This window comes from Halalkaliarchaeum sp. AArc-GB (assembly GCF_031432225.1).
Taxonomy (GTDB): Archaea; Halobacteriota; Halobacteria; order Halobacteriales; family Haloferacaceae; genus Halalkaliarchaeum.
In genome coordinates, this window is the sequence record NZ_JAVKGM010000001.1 from 295,133 (window position 1) to 315,003 (window position 19,871).

Annotated in this window: 18 protein-coding genes; 5 read left to right on the top strand and 13 right to left on the bottom strand. The window is 65.4% G+C overall.

All coding sequences use genetic code 11. The features are described from left to right. Positions 1-71 precede the first annotated feature (71 nt). From RH858_RS01570 to RH858_RS01620, 11 genes are all read right to left on the bottom strand, one after another. Positions 72-1,550, bottom strand: a complete 1,479-nt coding sequence (locus RH858_RS01570) for an acetyl-CoA hydrolase/transferase C-terminal domain-containing protein (RefSeq protein WP_259533475.1) — start codon at positions 1,548-1,550, stop codon at positions 72-74. Beyond that, positions 1,550-2,206, bottom strand: a complete 657-nt coding sequence (locus tag RH858_RS01575; RefSeq protein ID WP_310561001.1) for a MaoC family dehydratase — start codon at positions 2,204-2,206, stop codon at positions 1,550-1,552. The genes RH858_RS01570 and RH858_RS01575 overlap by 1 nt, the downstream gene beginning before the upstream one ends. 98 nt (positions 2,207-2,304) lie before the next feature. Continuing rightward, entirely contained in the window at positions 2,305-3,456 is a 1,152-nt protein-coding gene (locus RH858_RS01580) for an FAD-dependent oxidoreductase (RefSeq protein WP_259533477.1), read from the bottom strand. 83 nt (positions 3,457-3,539) lie between these two features. After that, the gene (locus tag RH858_RS01585) at positions 3,540-4,586 is read right to left on the bottom strand and encodes a Glu/Leu/Phe/Val dehydrogenase dimerization domain-containing protein (RefSeq protein ID WP_259533478.1); all 1,047 of its coding nucleotides are present in this window, start codon (positions 4,584-4,586) and stop codon (positions 3,540-3,542) included. A gap of 342 nt (positions 4,587-4,928) precedes the next feature. After that, positions 4,929-5,495, bottom strand: a complete 567-nt coding sequence (locus tag RH858_RS01590) for a hypothetical protein (protein ID WP_259533480.1) — start codon at positions 5,493-5,495, stop codon at positions 4,929-4,931. Between the two features lie 156 nt (positions 5,496-5,651). Next, positions 5,652-5,996: a glutaredoxin domain-containing protein gene (locus tag RH858_RS01595; protein WP_259533482.1), complete on the bottom strand. Its 345-nt coding sequence runs from the start codon at positions 5,994-5,996 to the stop codon at positions 5,652-5,654. 115 nt (positions 5,997-6,111) lie between these two features. Further along, positions 6,112-6,759 carry a transcriptional regulator GfcR gene (gene gfcR / locus RH858_RS01600; RefSeq protein ID WP_259533483.1) on the bottom strand — a complete coding sequence of 216 codons (648 nt, stop codon included), beginning with the start codon at positions 6,757-6,759 and terminating at the stop codon, positions 6,112-6,114. Then, a complete protein-coding gene (locus RH858_RS01605; protein ID WP_259533484.1) occupies positions 6,746-7,822 on the bottom strand; it encodes a glucose 1-dehydrogenase in 1,077 nt (358 codons plus the stop codon). Before RH858_RS01605 ends, gfcR begins: the two co-directional genes overlap by 14 nt. Before the next feature lie 89 nt (positions 7,823-7,911). Next, positions 7,912-8,466: an Sjogren's syndrome/scleroderma autoantigen 1 family protein gene (locus tag RH858_RS01610; protein ID WP_310561002.1), complete on the bottom strand. Its 555-nt coding sequence runs from the start codon at positions 8,464-8,466 to the stop codon at positions 7,912-7,914. 91 nt (positions 8,467-8,557) lie between these two features. After that, a complete protein-coding gene (gene sufU / locus RH858_RS01615) occupies positions 8,558-8,980 on the bottom strand; it encodes a Fe-S cluster assembly sulfur transfer protein SufU (protein ID WP_259533486.1) in 423 nt (140 codons plus the stop codon). Positions 8,981-9,052: 72 nt separating this feature from the next. Beyond that, positions 9,053-10,186: an ORC1-type DNA replication protein gene (locus tag RH858_RS01620; RefSeq protein ID WP_310561003.1), complete on the bottom strand. Its 1,134-nt coding sequence runs from the start codon at positions 10,184-10,186 to the stop codon at positions 9,053-9,055. Between the two features lie 246 nt (positions 10,187-10,432). On the opposite strand from RH858_RS01620, the gene RH858_RS01625 reads away from it, so the two are divergent. Beyond that, positions 10,433-11,764 (top strand): MFS transporter, encoded by a 1,332-nt coding sequence (locus tag RH858_RS01625; RefSeq protein WP_310561004.1) that lies wholly within the window; start codon positions 10,433-10,435, stop codon positions 11,762-11,764. Between the two features lie 52 nt (positions 11,765-11,816). On the opposite strand, the gene RH858_RS01630 is transcribed toward RH858_RS01625, so the two are convergent. Then, on the bottom strand, positions 11,817-12,332 hold the full coding sequence (locus tag RH858_RS01630; protein WP_310561005.1) for a CBS domain-containing protein: 516 nt from the start codon (positions 12,330-12,332) through the stop codon (positions 11,817-11,819). Positions 12,333-12,476: 144 nt separating this feature from the next. Here RH858_RS01630 and udk point away from each other — a divergent pair, with 144 nt between their 5' ends. Then, the gene (gene udk / locus RH858_RS01635) at positions 12,477-13,166 is read left to right on the top strand and encodes a uridine kinase (protein ID WP_310561006.1); all 690 of its coding nucleotides are present in this window, start codon (positions 12,477-12,479) and stop codon (positions 13,164-13,166) included. Positions 13,167-13,186: 20 nt separating this feature from the next. On the opposite strand, the gene RH858_RS01640 is transcribed toward udk, so the two are convergent. Further along, positions 13,187-13,657: an MGMT family protein gene (locus RH858_RS01640; RefSeq protein ID WP_310561007.1), complete on the bottom strand. Its 471-nt coding sequence runs from the start codon at positions 13,655-13,657 to the stop codon at positions 13,187-13,189. A gap of 104 nt (positions 13,658-13,761) precedes the next feature. Here RH858_RS01640 and mutS point away from each other — a divergent pair, with 104 nt between their 5' ends. The 3 genes from mutS (at position 13,762) to tgtA (ending at position 19,823) form a co-directional block, all read left to right on the top strand. Beyond that, positions 13,762-16,476, top strand: a complete 2,715-nt coding sequence (gene mutS / locus RH858_RS01645) for a DNA mismatch repair protein MutS (protein WP_310561008.1) — start codon at positions 13,762-13,764, stop codon at positions 16,474-16,476. After that, the gene (gene mutL, locus RH858_RS01650) at positions 16,469-18,247 is read left to right on the top strand and encodes a DNA mismatch repair endonuclease MutL (RefSeq protein ID WP_310561009.1); all 1,779 of its coding nucleotides are present in this window, start codon (positions 16,469-16,471) and stop codon (positions 18,245-18,247) included. The genes mutS and mutL overlap by 8 nt, the downstream gene beginning before the upstream one ends. 79 nt (positions 18,248-18,326) lie before the next feature. After that, complete coding sequence (gene tgtA, locus RH858_RS01655) at positions 18,327-19,823, top strand: tRNA guanosine(15) transglycosylase TgtA (protein WP_310561010.1); 1,497 nt, start codon at positions 18,327-18,329, stop codon at positions 19,821-19,823. Positions 19,824-19,871 lie beyond the last annotated feature (48 nt).

Consider the following 19,871-nt stretch of genomic DNA (forward strand, 5'->3'; position numbering starts at 1 on the left):
TCAAACCACTCGTTCCGGACATCCGACACAGGATTCACCGCGAACCGGGTTCCCTGACCACGACCCGACAGTCAATCCCGACTGTTCTGCCATTCAAAAACGGTCTCGAGGTCGTGTGGCGTGTTTCCTCCCCCTTCTTTGGCACGCCGTAGATATGCGCGGAGGTCCCTCCTGAACGACGGGTCGGCGATATCGACGAGCGCCCGGGCGCGTTCCCTCGGAGTCGCCCCGCGCAGGTCGGCAATCCCGTGTTCGGTGACCACGACCGAGAAGTCGTGTTCGGTGTGGTCGACGTGGGGACACATGGGGACGATCCGCGAGATGTCTCCGTCCCCGGCCGTCGAGGGGAGTGCGAGAACGCTCAACCGGCAGTTGCGGTTGAAGTCCCCGCCGCCGCCGATCCCGTTTACGAGGTGGGTTCCGCCGATGTGAGTCGCGTTGGCGTTACCGTACAGGTCCACCTCGATTGCGCTGTTCACTCCGACAACGCCGAAGCGTTCGACGAGTGCTGGGTTGTTCGACACGCTTGCCGGGCGCAGCGTGACGTCTGCGGCGTAGCGGTCGATGTCGGCAAATAGCCGGCGTTGCCCGGTTTCCGACAGCGCGAGAGACGTGGCACTGGCTCCCGAGAGGAGCCCGCTATCGATGCTGTCGAGGAGACCGTCCTGGAACACCTCCCCGAAGTAGACGACGTCCCTATCCCCGAAGTCGACTGCTCCGAGCGTCCCCATCAGCGCATTTCCCATGCTCCCGACGCCGAACTGCAGGTGAACTGTCTCCGCGAGCATCGGGTTCCCATCGAGTTCCGCCTCCAGAAAGGTGCCGAGCCCCTCGGCGATTTGTCGGTCGGTGTCGTCGGGATCCCGAAACTCGTAGGGATCGTCGGCGCGGTCCGTCTCGACGACCGCGACCAGCGTTGCTGGATCGAACGAGATCGCCGGGCCGCCGATCCGGTCGGTCGGCCCCTCGAGCGGTATCGCCTCCCTGTTCGGCGGAAGCTCTCGGAGATACACGTCGTGGACTCGTGCCAGTTCCAGCGGCTGGGTTCGGTTCACCTCGACGATCAACCGGTCGGCGGCCGCGACGAACGAGGGCGTGTGTCCGATCGACGTCGACGGAACGAGCCAGCCGTCTCCGACCGCCACGGCCTCGACGATCGCGAGGTCGGGCGTTCCATACTCGCCGAACCGAACTTCGTCGCCGAATCTCGAGATGTGCCTGTCGTGGAACCCGACCCTGCCGTCGTTGATGGCGTTTCGAGAGGTTCGCCTCGTTTGAAACGGATACCGACGGGCGATATTCCCGGATTCGACGAGCCGGTCGTCGATCTCCGCACCGACGCCGCCGCCGCTCACGACAGTGAGGCCCAGGCCACTGTAGCCTGATGCCAGCGCTTCCGGAACCCGCTTTGGATAGCCAACTCCTCCGAAACCGCTGACGAGGACGACGTCATCTGGATCGATCGCTGACGCGGCGGTCTGAGCGTCTACGACGGACGAGACACCCTGCAGGCGCCCGGCCTCCGGATCGAACCCTGTCGTTCGCGTCATTATGGGCCGTCCTCGCCGTCCGTCTCTTCCCCGTCGACCGTCGTTCCCGTGTCATTGGAGAGTGAGTCGTCGCCGAAGAGGTCGTCCGGCTGCGTTCCGACATCCGGCGGCCATCCCGGCGGACGCGCCGCAGTCGGCTTCGCGTGTTCGCGTTTGAGCACCATCGGTGTCCGTTTCAGGGAAAGCACTTTGGTGTCCTCCTGGTTGTACGCACGCAGCTCGGTCGTAACGATACCGACGTGGTCGCGGGAGCTGCTCTCGCGTTTCGACAGCACCTGGCTTTCGGCGAAGATCGTGTCCCCGTGATACACCGGGGCGTGGTGCCGCACGTCGTCGTATCCCAGGTTCGCTGTCGCATTGACAGAGACGTCGATGACGCTCATCCCGACCGCCAGGGCGATGACGAACGTTCCGTCGACGAGACGCTCGCCGAACTCGGTTTCGGCGGCGTACGCCTCATTGAAGTGCATCGGATTTAGGTTCATTGTCAGGTTCGTCAACCAGACGTTGTCGGTCTCGGTAACCGTGCGACCGAACGGGTGTTTGTAGACGTCGCCGACGGTGAAGTCCTCGTAGTAGCGCCCGTGCCAGCCGGCGACGAGTCGTTTCGGTGTCGATTCGGTGTCTGTCGTGTGGTCGTCGGATTCGTCGGTCATGCTCCGAGACACGCCGCAACTCGACGTAAGTGTATGGTCGACAGAACACTCTGTCTCGCTGGAACGATCATTCGACTACCCCGCTCGACGGTTCCTCGTCAGTCGATCACAGTTCCCTCGCGTAACCCCGCGTCTCGTTCGAACCGATCGGCAGAAAGCGGCGAGACGTCGACTGTTTCCGATGTTCCATCGACGATCAGTTCCGCGACCACCTGTCCGGTCGCCGGAGCGTGCATGAACCCGTGTCCCGAGAATCCCACGGCGTTTACGAAGCCGGGTATCGTCTCCTCGACGATCGGGTGGTGATCCGGCGTCACCGTGTACAGCCCCGCCCAGCCGCGGACGACCGCTGTCTCCGGACCGAAATAGGTAGCGACGTCGGCAGCGCGGTCCAGCGTGTCGACGATCCAGTCGGGATCGTTCGAGGTTCGGTACCGGTCGGGATCGCGCTCGGGATCCCCGTCGGCATCCCGGCCGCCGACGATCGCTGCGCCGTCGGACTCCGGTCGGAAGTGAACGCTTGCGTCCACGTCGACGGTCATCGGGGCGTCCGACGGCAGCGCCGGCGCCGGTTCCGCGACGAGCAACTGTCGACGACGGGGTGAAACCGGGAGTTCGAGGCCGACCATAGCCGCGACGTTTCCCGCCCACGGTCCAGCAGCGTTGACCACGAAGTCGACGTCCGAGACGCCGTCCTCGGTCTCGATCCGGTCGACCCGTCCGTCCCGCGTGTGGACGTCGATCACCTCGACGCCGGTGGTAATCTCGGCGCCCGCCTCCCCGGCACCCCGCAGGAACCCCTGGAGAGCGAGATGCGGATCCGCGAAGCCGTCCGTCGGGCTGTAGGCGGCACCGACGTACCGATCGGCGTCGAGGCCGGGACAGTACTCGGTAGCCTCTGCCGGGGAGAGACAGTCGCTGGGGACGCCGTGGTCGTTCTGTCTGGCGACGTTCTCCCGGAGCTGTTCGGCGGTGTCGGCCGTTCTCGCGAGGAAGAGATAGCCCGTCCGGCGGTAGCCGATATTCACGCCGAACGTCCCCTCGAACGACTCCCAGACCCGCATGCTCTCGCGGGAAAACCGCACGTGCACCGGCGAGGTGAACTGTGCCCGGATCCCCCCGTTCGCCCGTCCGGTAGTCTCGCCACCGACCGACTCCTTCTCGAAGACGGTGACCGAGACGTCCCGGTCGGCCAGGTAGTACGCGCTCGCCAGCCCGACGATCCCGCCGCCGACGATCGCGACGCGCATGTCTCTTACAAGGTCACGGCATCAGTTAACAGTTAACAGTCACGTCGTCGGGAAGAAGAACGCCCCAGAGCGGAAGAGAGATCTCAGGCCGGCGTCGCGAGCGGGTCGCGTTCGCGTTCGAGCCGTTCCTCGGCGTACTCCCGGGCGGCCTGGAGGGGCGTCACGTCGCGGTCGTCGGCGCGCTCGTACAGTTCGACCAGGCGTTCACCGATTCGGTCGGCCTTCTCGAAGGCGTCCTCGATCGTTCCGCCGACGTACTCGGTGTGGACGGTGATCAGTCCGCCGGCGTTGATGACGTAATCCGGCGCGTATCTGATCCCGCGATCGCGGAGCATCTCCGCGTGTTCGGGGCGTTCGAGTACGTTGTTCGCCCCACCGGCCACGACGTCGCAGTTCAGTTGTGGGATCGTGTCGTCGTTCAACACGCCGCCGATCGCACACGGTGCGAACACGTCACACGACTTCGCGTACGCGTCCTCGGGCCCGACCGTGTCGACGCCGTGTTCCTCCGCGAACGCCTCCACTGCGTCGCTGTCGACGTCCGACACCGTCACGTCTGCCCCCCGTTCGAGCAAACGCTCGGCCAACCCCGTTCCGACCTTCCCGATCCCCTGAATCGTCACCGAAAGCTCCGAGACCGGTCGGTCGAGTTCGTCTCTCGCAGTCTCCTCGAGTCCACGGAAGACCCCGTAAGCCGTCACCGGTGAGGGGTCGCCCAGTCCGTCGCTTACGCCCACCACGTGGTCGGTCTGTTCAGCGATGACGTCCAGGTCTTCGACGCCGGTGTTGATATCGACCGAGGTGATGTACCGCCCGCCGAGCGCGTCGACCGCCCGACCGTAGGCGGCCATCATCTCCTCGGTCTTTTGTTCCGGATCGCCCAGGATGACGGCCTTCCCACCACCGAGATCGAGGTCGGCAGCCGCAGCCTTGTAGGTCATCGCTTCCGACAGGCGCAACACGTCACGGAGGGCGTCCGCCTCGGTGTCGTATGGGAGCATTCGCGTTCCGCCCAGCGACGGACCGAGTGTCGTGTCGTGTACGGCGACGATCGCCTGGAGACCCGTCTCCGGATCCGTATGGTACGTTACCGTCTCGTGGCCGTACTCGGTCATCCGATCGAGAACCATGCCCTTATATTATGAATATTCATTAAAGAATACTCCGGTTTCGCCGGCAGGGGATCCTGGTTTCGCCGACGGTCGACAACCAACACAGGAAACCGGAGCTGTCGGAGAAACAGCCCTACACTGGAACTGCCGAAAGCGCATCCATAAAGGCGGGAAACCAGAGACTGAGAAACCAGATCAGCACGATCGCCGCGAACAACTTTATCAGGAGCGTCTGTGGATCGGATGGAATCATCGTGGCTGGTAGTTTGACCTCTCGAGTCGACTCTACTCGGGTGTCTCGTAAAGAACTCCCGATCGTTTTCGGTAGCGCAACTAGTTACTTCCCTTCAGTGTCGCGTTTCACTCGCTGATGAACTTGTTGTCCCGCCAGTTCACGCCGCCCTCCCCGTCGCCGCTGCGGGGGCTTTCGACGACTTCGACGCTCGCGGGGCGTTCCTCGCCCTCGACAATCCGGGTCGCCTGGAGCTCGCCGTCGGATTCGGTGATCGCTGTGAGCGTCCCCTTCTCGGACAGCAGCGCGATCTCCCGAAGCACCAGGAACATCGGATACTGGAGGGCAGTGTTCTGCAACACCGTCTCTCGGTCACCTTTGAAACAGGCGAACTCGACGAGCTCGGAGGGGATCTCCTCTTCCTCCTCGCGGGCCCACTGCGGGCCGCCCGCCCGGGGCGGTTCCTCTTCGTACACTCGCGTCTCGGTGACGCTCGCTTTCAACTGTGCCGTCGGCGTGTACTTGCTGATGCTGTCGTCCGCCGAGACGGCTTTCAAGATCAGCGTGTTGTTCCGCCGAGTGATATCGACGTCCTCGACCTCCGGCGGTAGTTCTGGGTCGTCGTCGAAGAACGATTCGACGTCTTCGAGGGGCAGTTCCAGCGTCGAGTGCAGTCTGAATACGCGGCCTGACATGGATTGAAGCGGTCGTTGGTCGATCGAATTCCGGCGTGTCGGGGGCAACGGAACCCCGCACGGCGACGGTATCTACTGCCTAATACGCACCCAGGGGTTATATGACCTATCCTTCACGGCGTCGCGAGCCTCCCGGTCCCCCGAGCGTCCGGGACGTCACGCGTCCGGAAGCGTCGACTCGAGTTCCCCTCGCTCGTCGAGTTCCGCGAGCACGTCGCTCCCGCCGACGAACTCGCCGCCGACGAACGTCTGCGGGATCGTCTCCCACCCGCTGTGCGATTCGAGCGCGTTCCGGTACTCGGGGAGTGCCGGTAACACGTCGACCGTCTCGAACTCTTCGGTGTACTGTCCGACGAGTTCGAGCGCCCGCTTCGAGTAGCCGCACTGTGGCATCAACCGGTTCCCTTTGATAAACAGCACGACGTCGTTCTCCTCGATGGCTCGGTCGACCCGCTCGTCGACCTCCTCTTGAGACAGATTTCCGCCTGGCTGGAACGTCATCGGCTTCCGTTAGGAGTTGATAGGGAAATGCGTTCCGCCGCCGAACGTGCACAAACGTTCACGTCCTCGATCCCTTCCTCCTCGATCCCTTCCTCCTCGATCCCTTCCTCCTCGATTACTCCTCGTCGCCCTCGCGGGCGACCTGGACGACGTTCACGAGCGAGTAGACGGGCACGTCGTCGATCTCCTCGACGCCCTGTTTGTCGACGAGGACACAGCAGGCGACCGGGGTCCCACCCTGCGCGCGAACCGCCTCGATCGTCTCGGTGAGCGTCGTCCCGGAGGTGATGGTGTCGTCGACGACGTAACACTCCCGGTCGCGGATCGTCGCGAAGTTCTGTGAGAACCCGCCACCCTTGTCGGCGATGTCCCCCTCGTCCCACAGGTGTTTCGCCGGCGCGTACGTTCCCAGGTCGGTGTCGAGTTCGCGCGCGACGGTCGTCGCGATCGGCGCGCCGGCCTTCTCGATCCCGATCGTGAGGTCGACCTCCTCGCCCCGTTTCGAGAGCAGGTCCGCCATCGCCCGTCCGACGTGGGTGAGCCGGGCGGAGTCCCGCCCGATCGCGCTCCAGTCGACGTGGATGTCGGCCGGGTGAGCGGTAGCGGGCTCGGGCGTGGGTTCTATCTGGTTCGCGCCGCTGCGTTCCACCAGCCAGCTCGCGGTCTCCCGGGAGACGTTCAGCTCGTCCGCGATCTCCCCTTTCGAGAGCCCGCGTTCTGCGAGTTCGGCTGCGCTTTCGATCAGGTCGTCAACGTTCTTCATAGGAGGCAAATTCGACGGCTGTTTTTATAGTCGTGTCGTCATCCGCGAACGCCGACTCGTACTTGTCGAGCCCGTAGACACCGGTGACCAGTCGGTCGAGGAACGCCTCCTCCAGCCCGGCCAGCGTGTCGATCGCCGCCTCGAAGTGGCCGGCGTGGGAGTTCACGCTCCCCACGAGCGCCTTGTTGTGGAGCACGAACTCCCGGTGGAGCTTCCCGCCGTCGATCTCGAACGACCAGTCCTCGGGAACGCCGACCAGCGCCCCGACACCGTTGGGTGCAAGCGCCTCGATTGTCTCGAACGCGTGCGGGGCGTAGCCGGTCGCCTCGTAGATCAGATCCATCGGCTCGTACGCCGCCGGGATCTCCGACACCGGCGTCTCGGTGGAGTTGACGTACGTCGAGCCGAGCCACTCGATGATATCGATCGTCGGATCCGGACGCTCGCGCCGGCCCAGGCAGTACGTCCGCTCGTACTCCCGTTCGAACGCCGCAAGCGTGATCAGTCCCAGACTGCCATTGCCGAGCACGAGCGCGGATTCGGGCTGCCAGTCGAATGCCGACCGCGCGGCCTCGGCGTGTTCGACCGCCTTCTCGGTGATCGAGAGGGGCTCGACCAGAAACCCCCACTCCGCGAGTTCCGGCGGCAGCGTCACCAGATACTCCACAGGGGAGGTAAAATACTCGGCCATGAACCCGTGGGCGCCGACGATCCCCCGTTCGACGTACTGCCCTTCCGGGGCCATGTCGGGTTCCCCGCGTTCGAAGTAGTCGTTCGTCCCGTTCGGCGGGCGTCTGACTGTCGGAACCACCAGGTCGCCCTCCTCGAGGTCGGTCCCGTTCGCGTCCGCGACCACTCCGACGGCTTCGTGACCGAGCACGAGGTGGTCCTCCCCCTCGGGAAGCTCCCCGTGAACCCCCTCGATGACCTCGTGGTCGGTGCCGTCGACGCCGACGCGGAGCGTCCGGACCAGCGCCTCCCCTGTCGACGGCTCCGGACGGGGCTTTTCGATGCGCTCTACGGTCGCGTTCCCGCCCTCGCGCCGAACCGCTATGGCTTCCATGTATACACTCAAGTGGAGCACCGACAAAAGATTTATTCTATGGCGAGTAAAGATCGCAGTCCGGTGGAGCGACCGCGTCCCGAGAACAATTATCGTCGCAGCGCTTCGAGGGTCTCGGCAGCCTCCCGCGCCGCCGACAGCGCCTCCCGGGCACGCCGCGGGTCGTCGGTAGACTCGGCGGCTCGCGAGAACTTCACGACCGTCCGGACGAGCGAATCGTGGGCCTCCGAGAGCCCCCCATCGACGGGTGAGGGGTCGACGGAATCTGAAGGATAGCCTCGACCGGGATCGTTGCTCGGTCCGGACGCTCCCGGCGAGGGCTTCCGCTGATCGACGCCGTCAGCGCCGACCCCTCCACTCGCGGTCGACTGGTGGTCTGTGGCAGTCTCGTCCACTTCATCCCCGTCTCCAGGGGAGGGTTCGGAGGCGCCCTCGTCAGCCTCCGAACGCTGGCAGGTCGGACAGAACTCCTGGCCGTCGTATCGGAAGATCGGATCGCCGCAGGAGTCACAGTGGCGGTTGGTCATCGTCGCCCCCTTCAAGAGGAGATCGCTCATCACCTGGGTCGACTGACGCTTCTCTCGGTCGCGTTCGTACTTCTCGCGGAGTTTCTCCCGCTCTGCTTCCTTGTCGAAATCGCTCATAGGGGAACGAACGAGCCTAAAAAGGAAAAAGACGACGGAAACCGGGACGCCGACGGAAACAGTAGCCAGCAGGACGCAGAGATCTGGGCGTTCAGTCTTCGGTTCTGGTCGGCCCCAGGTCGTCGACCTCGCCGCGGTGGAGTTTGGCGCCGTCCTGGGCGACCTGCCTCGCGAGGACGGCACACTTGATCCGCATCGGGGAGATATCGACGCCCAGCATGTCGGTGACGGCGTCCGTGTCGAGCTCCTCGAGCTCCTCGAGAGTCATCCCCTGGAGGCGCTCGGAGAGCATGCTCGCGCTCGCCATCGAGATCGCACAGCCGTCACCCGTAAACGCCACGTAGTCGATCGTCTCGCCGTCGTCATCGAGTCGCACGTCGATCCGGATCGTGTCGCCACACGAGGGGTTCTCCCCGACGTGGCTGAAATCGGAATCTTCCAGCTCCCCGTAGTTACGGGGGTTCTTGTAGTGATCCAGGATCTGCTGGCGATACATGTCCGAGCCCAGTCCCATTGTGAGTCGAGATAGACGAGTCCCGCTCAAAAGGGTTCCGGGGTCGAACAACCGTACGACGGGAAAAACGGATCAGCCGTCTTCGAGCCGCGCTAATACGGCGTCGGCGTCGTACTGGAGTTCCAGTGAGCGCGAGCGACCCCGCCCGTCGACATCCGTATACTCGGCCTCGATAAGGTTGAGGCGATCGAGCTTGTTGACGATCTCCGAATACCGCGTGTAGCCGAGGTCGGTCCGTTCGTGGAACGCCTCGTACACCTCGCCCGCCTGTTCGCCGTCGTGATCGGCGACCACGGCCAGAAGCGTCCGTTCGGAATCGGCCAACCCGCGGAGCGACCGCGAGAGATGCACGTACTTCGATTTGTCGTACGCCTCCTCGATGTCCGCCGTCGAGACGGTTCGGGAGGCGCGCATCTCCGCGTTGAGCCCCGCGCGTCTGAGCAGGTCGATCCCTACCCGGAGGTCGCCGCTCTCGGCGGTCAGATCGGCGACCCGCTCCAGCTCCGGTCGGCCAGCGACGCCCTCGTGGAATCCCCGCTTTGCCCGCTCCCGGAGGATGTCGTAGATCTCGTCGACGTCGTACACCGGGAAATACACCTCCTCGGGGCGGAAGACGCTCTGTACCCGGGAGTCGAGCGACTCGACGACGTCCAGATTCAGGTCCGAGGAGATCAAGATCACGCCGATCTTCGCGCCGGAGTGAGCCTCGTGGGCGCGCAACAGCGAGTACAGCGTGTCGGACGCCTCGTTTTCATAAAAGAGGTAGTTCACGTCGTCGAGCGCGACGACCAGGACGTCGTCCTCGTCGACGAGTTGCTCTGCGACCTGGCGGAACAGCTTCTTGAACGAGACGCCCGAGGAGGGCGGCTCGTAGTCGAAGATCGCCTCGAACAGCCGGGAGAAAACGGCGTACCTGGTCGAATCCACCTGGCAGTTGACGTGGACGGTTCTGACGTCCGTCTGGGCGTGAAGCTCCCCGAACAGCTTCTGGACGGCGGTCGTCTTCCCGGTCCCCGGAGGGCCACGTACCATCGTGTTGAGCGGGCGCGAGCCCCGGACAGCCGGCCGGAGCGCGTACTTCAGGCTCTCGAGCTGGCTTTCGCGGTGTTTGAACGTCTCGGGAACGTAATCGATCTCGAAGACGTGCTCGTCGCGAAACACCGATTCATCCCACGAGAGCATCCCGTCGTCGTGGCCGTCTCCCATCGGCTGTATCACTGATCGCCGGTCACTTAACCGTTCCCCGATCTCGTGGTGGAAGTGAAATTGCCCTTTTGAGGCCGTCTAACGCCCATTTGTGAGCACATCTCGTTCAGTTCCAGGGCGCTTTCGAAGCCGCGTCGCTGTGGGTCGCCTCGCGACCTCCGACGGATCTCGATCGAAAATCCGTGAGCGACCCCGAGCAGGGTTTCCGAAGGGACCTTTTTATTGGATTCCTCGCAACTGTGGGTCATGGCGAAAGAGACGGCGGAAGCGTCCGGCGCGATCGACGCGTTTCGGCAGTTCTTCGCCCTCCAGCGGGACGTGCTGGTGCTCTCGCTTGCGATGTTCGCGTTCAGCCTCGGGTTCCAGATGACGAACCGATTCCTCCCAGAGTACATGGTCGCGCTCGGGGCGACCGGATTCGTCATCGGGCTGTTCGGCACGTTCGGCAACGTTATCGCCGCCCTCTACCCGTATCCCGGCGGCGCTATCTCCGACCGTATCGGCTCCCGATACGCGCTTACGGTCTTTGGGCTCGTTTCGACACTCGGGTTCATCGTCTGGCTGTTCGCGCCGACCATCGGGGCGTTCACCGTCGGGGACATCACGATCGAGCCGTGGATTTGGATCTTCGTCGGCCTCCTGCTCGCCCAGGCGTGGAAGTCGTTCGGGCTCGGCGCGACCTTCGCGGTTGTAAAGCAGGCGACAGACTCATCGCGGCTGGCGGTCGGCTTCGCCAGCACCGAAACGTTCCGGCGGACGGCGTTTCTCGTCGGGCCGGTGCTCGCGGCGATCCTCATCGATCTCCACCCCGACTTCACGGTGAGCTTCCGGTACGTACTCGCGGTGGCGGTGATCTTCGGCGTCGTCGGCACCGTCGCCCAGCATTTCCTGTACGACGCAAGCGCGGACACGATCGGCGGTTCTTTCGAGGGAATCGCGCGCATTCGACGGGACCTCCGGGAGATGCCTGACGAGCTGCGCCCTCTGCTCGTCGGCGATACCCTCGTTCGATTCGCCAACGGCATGGTGTACGTCTTCTTCGTGCTCGTGGTCACGCAGATTCTCCAGGTCGGCCTGGACACGACTATTGCGGTCGGCGGGTTCAGCTACGATGTCAGCCTCTCACCGCCAGCCTTCTTCGGTTACCTGCTCGGCGTGGAGATGCTGATCGCGCTTTTGGTGATGGCGCCGGCCGCGAAGTTCGCCGAGTCGGTCGGCCTCAAACCTGTCGTCGCTGTCGGGTTCGCCGTCTACGCGATCTTCCCGATCGTGCTTATAAACACTCCTGCGAGCGCCGCCGCGTTGATCCTGGTGTTTGCGTTCTCTGGACTGCGCTTTGCGGGGCTCCCATCGCACAAGGCGCTCATCGTCGGCCCCGCCGAAAGCGGCGCCGGCGGGCGGGTGACGGGGACCTACTACCTACTTCGGAACACGGTTGTGATCCCGAGTGCGGCGATCGGCGGCGCCCTCTGGGAGTTCGTGAGTCCGGAAGTCGCGTTCACGATCGCCGCCGTAATCGGTGTGGTCGGCACGGGCTACTTCCTGGTGTACGGAACAGAGTTCGAGGCGTACGCCTGACGCGAGACGAACGCCCGACGATCGTCGACAGAGCCCGCCGTCCGGACGCCGGTCACAGGCCGCCCTGACAGTCCGGACAGACGAGCTGACCGTTCACGGACGTGAGCTCCGGGGAGAGCGACCCACAAACCTCACAGATACTGTTTTCGACGGCTGGATCCGATCCCTCGTGGAGATGCGTCGGCTCCCGGGCCGTCGTCGTCGCCGCAAGCAGGTCCCGCTCGGTGATAACGCCGATCGCCTCCCCCTCCTCGGTGACGATCAGGTGTCCCGCGTCCTCCCCGAGCAGTCGCTCCTCGACATCCGCGAGGCGCTCCTCGGACGACACGGTCGGTACGGGGGGCTGCATGACCGTGGCGACATCGTCGTCGAGTGCCTCCTCGGAGAGCACTGCAGCGAGAACGTTGCGGGCCGAAAGCGAGCCGACCGGCTCGTGTCCCCGCAGGACGACGAGATGGTCCGCGTTCTCCCTGATCAACAGCTCGGCGGCATCTTCGAGCGCGTCCGACTCGCTCACCCCCAGGAACTCCCGATGCATCACGTCCCTGACGGTCGGTTCGTCTCTCATATCCGTATCTTACCGTCCATCCTGTAAAAACTGCCCCCGGTACGGTTATATCGGCCCTTCACGTAGATTCAGGTTCTGAGTCGATTGGGATTTCATCGCCGGCAACCCGTCGTCCTTTTGCTCCCGGCTGTCGCTCATATGATCATGACCATTCCGTCGTTCGTGATCGGCATCGCCGGGGGGACGGGAGCTGGCAAGACGACGGTCGCACAGCTCGTCACCGAAAACGTCGAGGACGCGGTCACCAGGATTCCGCTGGACAATTACTACGAGGACCTCTCGCATCTCGAGATGGAGGAGCGCGAGACCGTGAACTACGACCACCCGTCGGCGTTCGAGTGGGAACTACTCCGGAAGCAGTTGACTCACCTACTCGAGGGGCGAACGGTGGAGATGCCACAGTACGACTTCGAGATCCACAACCGCAAAGACGAGCGAATCCGGGTCGAACCGACTGACGTTATCGTGCTCGAAGGGATCCTCGCGCTGTACGACGAGCGGATAAACGAGATGCTCGATCTCCGTCTGTACGTCGAAACCGATGCGGACGTTCGTATCCTCCGACGGATCCAGCGGGACGTCGTCGAACGCGGGCGCGACCTCGAGGGTGTGATGCGCCAGTATCTCTCGACGGTAAAGCCGATGCACGAGCAGTTCGTCGAGCCGACGAAGAAACACGCCGACCTCATCGTTCCGGAGGGGGCAAACAGCGTCGCTGTGAACCTGCTCGAAGAGAAGATCCAGGCGGAAGTCGAAGGGGAGGCGATCCGGTCGTGGGATCGGGAGACGATCGAAGACCGGGTCTCGGAAGGGTTCGATCTGGATTCGGAGTAGCCGGGTCCCTCGCCCGCTCTTCAGCGCTCAATTGCGCGTAGTGTTTCGGCGACGTCCTCGGGCGTCGCCGTTCGCGCCTCGACCCGGTGATCCGGGACGAAAAGCGGCGTCGGGTTTTCTTCGAGTGCGTCTTTCACCAGCTCGACGTCCTCCGGATCGTCGGAATCGAGTCCGGAGAGCTGGACGATCTGGCTCACGGTCGCCGTCTCGCCGTACGGGATCTTCCGGGTCGCCTCCAGGACGCGGCGTCGATCGGTCGAAAGCGTCAGCGCCACCTGGACATCCGAAAAGTCGTCCGGTTCGTCCTCGAGATACGCCCCGATCCGGTCGAGGAGCGGATGGTCCGCGTCGGCGTCCGCCGGCGCTGACTCGGGAAACGAGACGCTGATGACGCGCCCGCTGGCGAGGCCGAGCTCGACCGCGCGACCGATGCGTTCGAACTGCCGGGCGAACACGCCGGTCGATCCGTTCAAACTCCCATCAAAGTCCACGTTCGATCACCTGTGGGCCCTTCGGTCGTCCCGGCCCTTAAACGCTCGAGTCGCGACCGGCGGCGTGGCGTTTATCTCCCTGCCGCGCACGTGATCGAACAACGATGGCGAAAGCGGGGATCGACGAGGAGCGCGTGACCGGGATGCCGCCGTCGATGGCGCCCGTCGCCGACGAACTGACGCCGATGCTCACCCAGTACGTCGAACTGTGTGCAGACCACGAGGATGCGCTCGTGTTGTTCCAGGTCGGCGACTTCTACGAGGCGTTCTGCGAGGCGGCCGAGGCGGTCGCGCGGATCTGTGAGGTGACCCTGACCCAACGCGAGGACTCGACCGGCGAATACCCGATGGCCGGGATCCCGATCGACAACGCAGCCTCCTACCTCGAAGCGCTGCTGGAGGCGGGCTACCGGGTCGCGATCGCCGACCAGGTGGAGGACGCCGAGGAGGCGACCGGACTCGTCGATCGTGCGGTCACGCGGGTGATCACGCCCGGAACGATCGTCGACGACGAACTGCTCGAAAGCGCCACGGCGAACTACGTCGCCGCGGTTGCCGGGGAAACGACAGCAGATGGGGGCGCGGACGGAAGATCCGCCGACCTCGTCGGGCTCGCTGCCGTCGACGTCTCCACCGGCGAGTGTCTGGTCACCGACGGCGACCGCGAGACGATCGCCGAAGAGCTCCAGCGGATCGCCCCCGCTGAACTCCTCAGATCACCCGACGGTCCCGAGTTCCCGCCCGACACGGTCGGCGCCGACTGGGACGAAAACGAGTACGATCCGGCGGCGTTCGAACTCGACCCCGCGAGCGAACGGCTCGGGGCGTACGTCGCCGCGCCGGAACGCCGGTTCTCACGGGCACAGCGCCGCGCCGCCGGTGCGGTGCTCGCGTACGCCGAGTACACCCAGGGGGACGACGGGCCGCTGGAGTACATCTCCCGGATTCGGCGGTACGACACACGGGATCATCTCCGGCTGGACTCGGCGGCGCTTAGATCGCTCGAACTGTTCGAAAACCGAAGCAGCGCCGACGGGACCACGCTGTTCGACAGCCTCGATCGAACCGTCTCGGCGCTGGGGCGGCGACGTCTCGAACACTGGCTCCGGCGACCCCTCGTGGACCGGGACCGAATCGAGGCCCGTCACGACGCCGTCGCGGAGCTGGCCGATCGACCGATCGTCCGCGAGGAGATCCGCGATCGCCTCGCGTCGGCGTACGACCTCGAGCGTCTCGTCGGTCGGATCTCTCGAGGGCGGGCCGACGCACGCGACCTCCGGTCGCTACACGCCACCCTCGAGATCGTTCCCCAACTCCGGGCGGCGCTTTCGGACGACGGCGGGACGGATGGCGAACGCGAAAGCCACCCCCTCGAAGAGCTCCGAGACCGGCTGGACCCCCTCTCGGAGATCTGCGAACTGATCGACAAGTCGATCGCCCCGGACCCGCCCACGGAGATCACGGAAGGCGGAATCGTTCGCGAGGGATTCGACGAACAGCTCGACGATCTCCGGGCGACCGAACGCGACGGACGGGCCTGGGTTGCGGATCTCGAGGCCCGCGAACGGGAACGCACCGGGATCGACTCGCTGAAGGTCGGCCACAACCAGGTCCACGGCTACTACATCGAGGTGACCGACCCGAACCTGGACCGGGTTCCGGACGATTATCGCCGACGACAGACGCTGAAGAACGCCGAGCGCTTTTATACCCCGGAGCTGAAGCGGCGCGAAGACGAGATCCTCGGGGCCGCCGAGCGCGCCGACAGCCTCGAATACGAGCTGTTCACCAATGTTCGATCGCAGGTCGGCGCCGAGACCGACCGGATACAGGCGCTCGCGTCGGCGATCGCCGAACTCGACGCGCTCGCGTCGCTTTCGACCGCCGCAGTCGAGCGGGAGTACGTCCGGCCGTCCGTTCGATCCGACGGGGAGATCGAGATCGAGGGCGGACGACACCCGGTCGTCGAGCGAACTCAGCCGGAGTTCGTCCCGAACGACGCCACGCACCCCCGGGGGAGCGTCGCCGTCATTACCGGCCCGAACATGAGCGGGAAGTCGACGTACATGCGCCAGATCGCGCTGTGTGTGGTGCTTGCACAGTCGGGGAGCTTCGTTCCCGCCCAGCGGGCACGGCTTCCAGTCGTCGACCGGGTCTTCACCAGGGTCGGTGCGAGCGACGACATCGCGGGCGGGGAGTCGACGTTTATGCGGGAGATGGCCGAGTTGACGGAAGTACTCCACGATGCGACCCCCGACTCGCTCGTCCTGCTGGACGAGGTCGGACGCGGCACCGCGACCACCGACGGCCAGGCGATCGCCCGGGCCGCCGTCGAATTCGTCCACGACGAGCTCGAGGCGACGACGCTGTTTGCGACACACTACCACGATCTGACGACACTCGCCGACGAGTTCGAGCGGGTGTTCAACCTCCACTTCACCGCGACCCGGGAGGACGGCGACGTGAGGTTCCTCCACCGGGTGGCCCGCGGGCCATCCTCGTCCTCCTACGGCGTCGAGGTCGCCGAGATGGCGGGAGTGCCCGAGCCGGTCGTCCAACGTGCACAGGAGTTCCTCGAAGCAACCGACGCAAAAGAGCGCTCGAGGGTTGGAATCGACGAAGGGACTGCGGACAGCAACGTGAACGACGACGGCAAAGCCGACGTCGCCGACGGGAACGAAACCGGTCAGGAGGGTGACGTTCCAGCTTCCCAGCACGAGGTGCTCTCGAAGCTCCGGGAGGTGGATCTGGCCCGGACGACCCCGATGGAGGCGCTGCTCACGCTCCAGGAGCTCCAGGAACGGCTCAACGATGAGTGACGAAAAGTCCGGAACCGAGGCCGAGCCATCCAGGGTCCGCGAACTGGACACCGACACGGTCGAACGGATCGCCGCCGGCGAGGTGATCACCCGGCCGGCGCGGGTGGTCGCAGAGCTCGTCGAAAACGCCCTCGACGCCGGCGCGTCCAGGATCGAGGTCACGATCGACGGCGACGGGACCGACCGCAGTAACCAAAAGACGGGGGAAGGCAACGCCCGGCCCGGACGGATCCGCGTCGCCGACGACGGACGCGGAATGAGTCGGCGGGACGCCGAACTGGCGGTCGAACCCCACACGACGAGCAAGCTCGGAGGGGCCGACGACCTCCGGGAGGTCGACACCCTCGGCTTCCGGGGGGAGGCACTCGCGGCGATCGCGGAGTCTGCGACGCTGGACGTCCTCACCAACGACGGCGGCGACCGAGGAACACGCGTGCTGGTCGAACGCGACGAAAAGACCGTCGCCGACGCCGGCCGGGCCCGGGGCACCACCGTGGAGGTGACTGACCTGTTCGCCGATCGGCCGGCCCGGTTGGCGTCGCTTGCGGACCCGGACACGGAGTTTTCGCGGATCTCGACGCTTGTTGCGGACTATGCGCTCGCCCGTCCGGACGTCGCGATCGCCCTGATTCACGACGGCCGCGAGACGCTCTCGGCGAACGGGGACGGAGTCAGAGGGGCACTGTTGTCGGTGTACGGCAGGGAGGTAGCCCGCCGGGCGATCGAACTGGATCGGACCGTCGACATCGGCGTCGGGAAGGTCAACGCGGGTGACAAATCCCGGGCCGACACAGCAGAGTGCCGGGTCCGGGGGGCGATCGTCCCGCCGGCTGAGACCCGTGCCACGCGGGAGGCCACCAGGGTCGCAATCGGGGGCCGCCCCGTGTCGAACGGCGAGCTCGTCCGGGCGGTCGAATCCGGGTACGGGACGCTGCTTCCCGAGAACCGTCACCCGATCGGCGCGATCGACGTGCGGCTGCCGCCCCAGCTCGTCGACGCGAATGTCCACCCGGCGAAGCAGGAGGTGGCGCTCTCCGTCTCCGGAGCCGTCGAGACGGCCATCGAGACCGCCGTTTCCGACGGACTCGAGACCGCAGACGTCGAGCGTGCAGCCGCCGTGCCGACCGATTTCGTGACCCGACTCGAATCCGGAGACGTCGCGAACGCGTCCGGGCCTGCGTCGTCGCTCACCAACGCGGAAGTCATCGGCCAGTACCGGGAGCTGTACCTGCTGTGCGAACTCGACGGCGACCTGCTCGTCGTCGACGGCCACGCGGCCCACGAACGGGTGAACTACGAGCGACTCGGGGCGGCCCTCTCCGGGGAACCGGTTCCGAACCGGGAGCTGGAGCCGCCGGCGACCGTATCGCTCGACCCGGGACACCTCTCGGTGTTCGAAGCCAACGAGGGGACGATCCGGGAACTCGGCTTCGACGCCGAACCGTTCGGCGGCGACCTAGTCCGGGTGCGGGCGGTGCCGGCCCCACTGGGACGGGAGGCGGATCCCGAGGCGCTTTGCGACCTGCTGGATCGACTGGCAGACGGCGGCTCGCCGGACCGACGACGGGACCGGCTGCTCCGGGATCTCGCATGTCATCCGTCGCTGAAAGCGGGCCAGACGCTGACCGACCCGGAGGCGAACGCGCTGCTGGATCGGCTCGCAGAGTGTGCGGAACCGTACGCCTGTCCGCACGGACGCCCCACGCTGTTGCGAATCGAGGAGGCGACGCTCGCCCGGGAGTTCGATCGCGGGCAGACTCGGTTCCGGTGAGAGTTGGGGCCGCACCGTGGACCGCGGGCGGTTCGATTCCACTCGAAAGGCTTAGTGACGCGCCCGTTCCACGACGATTATGCGCGACTGCTTCGAGCTGCGGGACGCAGACTGTCTCGGCCGGATCGGGGAGCTGTCCGTTCCCAGGGCCGACGCAGTCGTCGAGACGCCGGCGCTGATGCCGGTGATCAACCCGAACCTGGAGACGATCGCTCCGTCCCGTCTGCGTGGGGAGTTCGGCGCCGAGATGCTGATCACCAACTCCTACATCATCCACTCGAACGACGACCTCCGGGAACAGGCCCGGTCGGTAGGGCTCCACGAAATGCTCGGATTCGACGGCGTCATCGCCACGGACTCGGGTTCGTTCCAGCTCGCCGAGTACGGCGACATCGACGTGACGACCGAGGAGATCCTCGCGTTCCAGCGGGAGATCGGCTCCGACGTCGCCACCCCTGTCGACATTCCGACGCCGCCGGACGTGGACCGCGAGCAGGCCGAACGGGACCTCGAGACGACCGCGATGGCGCTGTCGGACGCCGAGGCCGCAAACACCGGAGAGATGCTCGTCAACGCACCGATCCAGGGATCGACGTATCCGGATCTCCGAGAGCAGGCCGCCGAACGCGCCGGCGAAACCGACCTCGACGTGTTCCCCGTCGGCGCCGTCGTCCCCCTGATGAACAGCTACCGCTACGGCGAGATGATCGAGGTCGTCCTCGCAGCAAAGCGGGGGCTCGGTCCGGCCGCCCCCGTCCACCTGTTCGGAGCTGGCCACCCGATGACGTTCGCGCTGGCGGTCGCGGCGGGGTGTGACCTGTTCGATTCCGCGGCGTATGCGATCTACGCCCGCGACGGACGATATCTCACCGCGTCCGGAACGGAGCACCTTTCGGAGCTGTCGTATCTCCCGTGCTCGTGTCCAGTCTGCGTCGAACACACTCCCGACGAACTTCGAGACGCCGACGAAGCGGAGACCGAGCGGCTGCTCGCCGAGCACAACCTCCACGTCAGCTTCGCGGAGCTCCGCCGGATCAAGGAGGCGATCCGGCAGGGGCGCCTGCTCGAACTCGTCGAACGTCGGGCCCGAGGACATCCCGCACTCCTGGATGGCTACCGGGCGTTGCTCGACGGCACAGCACAGCTGGAGCGGGAAGATCCCACCTCGAAGGGGACGTTCTTCGCCGTCTCCCCCGAAAGCGCTCGCCGACCCGAGGTCCGCCGGCACCACGAGCGGCTCGATCGGCTCGAGGTTCCCGACAGCGTACTGGTCACCGAAGGTGGGGTCCCGAGAACACACGAGTACGACGCCGTCTGGCGTATCAAGCCGCCGTTCGGGCCGTATCCCCGCGAGCTCGCAGAGACGTATCCGCTCACCGCCCAGACGCCCGATCGACCCGAGGAAAGCGCCCAGCGTGCCGCCGCCGACGGCGTCGCCCGGCTGGCCGAGGTGGCGCCGGAGAGCCGGATCCGTCTTGCACACGACGACTGGGTCGACTCGGCGATCGATCGACTTCCCGACCGGGTCGAACTCGAAAGCCTCGCGGCGATCGAGCGCCGAAACGACGACGGGTGATCGGCCGCAAGGAGAGGGAGCGATCGGTCGGTTGTCCCGGCCTGCGCC